Origin of the sequence: Brevibacterium sp. XM4083, from assembly GCF_006489205.2 — a bacterium.
GTDB lineage: Bacteria > Actinomycetota > Actinomycetes > Actinomycetales > Brevibacteriaceae > Brevibacterium.
This window is the reverse complement of record NZ_VFYR02000012.1, coordinates 1-1,947: the sequence shown is the minus strand read 5'-3', so window position 1 is coordinate 1,947 and position 1,947 is coordinate 1. Positions and strand designations below refer to the sequence as shown.

The 1,947-nt window shown below is 59.5% G+C and carries 1 protein-coding gene; it reads left to right on the top strand.

What is annotated here, in order from left to right; all coding sequences use genetic code 11:
- The first annotated feature begins 264 nt into the window (after positions 1 to 264).
- Positions 265 to 1,782 (top strand): IS1634 family transposase, encoded by a 1,518-nt coding sequence (locus FJ887_RS18200; protein ID WP_085603620.1) that lies wholly within the window; start codon positions 265 to 267, stop codon positions 1,780 to 1,782.
- The last annotated feature ends 165 nt before the right edge of the window (positions 1,783 to 1,947 follow it).

Genomic DNA, 1,947 nt, shown 5'->3' with positions numbered 1-1,947 from the left:
CGCCTGAACAGGGTGAACTGGCATAGCGATCACGACACCGCAACCTGCCTTTGACTGGTCGGCGATCTGAGGTGTCGCAACGCAAGCGCGGACGCTACGAACGAGCTCAGTCGTGTGGGGAGCATGAGATCTATGGGCCTGTGGGGGGGGCCCTGACTTGGACCTCTGTTTAGGAGTCAGGGAGTGACTTCCGCATAAACACGCGGAAGTCACTCCTATTTCTGCGGATTTTGACACACTAAACCGGCGGGTATTCTCGCTGGTATGTCCCCGTTCATCCGGAAAGTGAAGACCGCGTCCGGCGCGACCGCGGTCCAACTCGCTCGCCGTGTGGACGGACGCGACAAAATCATCAAGCACCTCGGGTCCGCTCACACCGACCAAGAACTCGCGGTGCTGTTGGAAATCGCGCGCCAACGACTCGATCCTGGCCAAGGCGAATTCGACCTCGACCTCGCCCCAGAAACCCCACCCGATCAGGGATCTAGTGGATCGCGCGCCGACGGTGCTGTCGTTGCGGGTCATGCCTCACGTTTGCTGTGGGATTGCCTGCAGCAGGCGTACCGGGCCTGCGGATTCGCGCGCATCAAGGACGACGCGTTCGAACAACTCGTCCTCGCCCGGATCGTGGAACCAACGTCGAAAACCGGCACCGGCAGGGTCCTCGACGACCTCGGCATCACCCCAGTACACCTGTCGACGATCAAACGCTGCCTGGCACGGATACAGCAACGTGATTACCGCGACACCGCCTCGGAAGCCTGTTTCGAATACGCTGCAGCCGCCGGTGGGCTTGCACTGGTCCTCTACGACGTGACGACCTTATATTTTGAAGCGGAATACGAAGACGAGCTGCGCAAAGTCGGGTTCTCCAAAGAACGCCGCGTCGACCCACAAATCGTGGTCGGCCTCCTCGTCGACCAGTACGGGTATCCCCTGGAAATTGGGTGCTTCGAAGGCAATCACGCCGAAACCCGCACCATCGTGCCCATCTTGCGACAGTTCCAAGAACGGCATGAACTCGATGACATTGTCGTGGTCGCCGACGCCGGCATGCTCTCCAACAAGAACCTCCTCGACCTCGAAGACGCCGGCTACAAATTCATCGTCGGATCCCGCTCCGCGAAAGCACCACTCGATCTTGCGGAACGGTTCACCCGTCGTGGTGACGCATTCACCGATGGAGAGATCACTGAAACCATCACCACCCTCGGGCAGCAGCGCACCAAATGGCGGGCGGTGTATCAATGGTCCCGGAAACGGTTCGTGCGCGATAACCAGACCCTGAACCAGCAACGTAACCGTGCCCTTGCGCAGATCGCGGGCGAAAAGCCCGTCCACAAAGCCAGGTTCGTGAAAACCAACGGCGGGAAGAAATCCTTCGATGAGGCCTCGTACGAGCGGGCGCAGCAAGTCGCTGGGCTCAAAGGTTACGTGACGAACATGTCGATCGAACGGCTTGATGGTGCCGGTGTGATCGCTGCTTATCACGATCTCTGGCACGTTGAGCAGTCTTTCCGCATGTCGAAAAGCGACCTATGTGCCCGGCCGATCTTTGCGCACACCCGCGACAGCATCGAAGCGCACCTCACGGTTGTGTTTTGTGCCCTCGCGGTCGCTCGGCACATTCAGACAGTGACTGGGGTGTCGATCAAGAAGTTCGTGCAACTGCTACGTCCGCTGCGCGAGGTCACGGTGAATATCAACGGGCATGAGCTCCTCGCGAAACCAGAAATCCCGGCCGAAGTCGCCGAAATACTCGGGGCATTCAAAACACACTAAGAGAGGTCCAAGTCAGGCTACGCGCCCGGCAAAACGTGCCGGTGGCAGAAGTCACCGGAGAACGGTACTCGCCTGAACAGGGTGAACTGGCATAGCGATCACGACACCGCAACCTGCCTTTGACTGGTCGGCGATCTGAGGTGTCGCAACGCAAGCGCGGACGCT

What these genes read in the sequence shown, in the direction of transcription:
- FJ887_RS18200 (WP_085603620.1), top strand. Translation starts at nt 265, where the DNA reads ATGTCCCCGTTCATCCGGAAAGTGAAGACCGCGTCCGGCGCGACCGCG.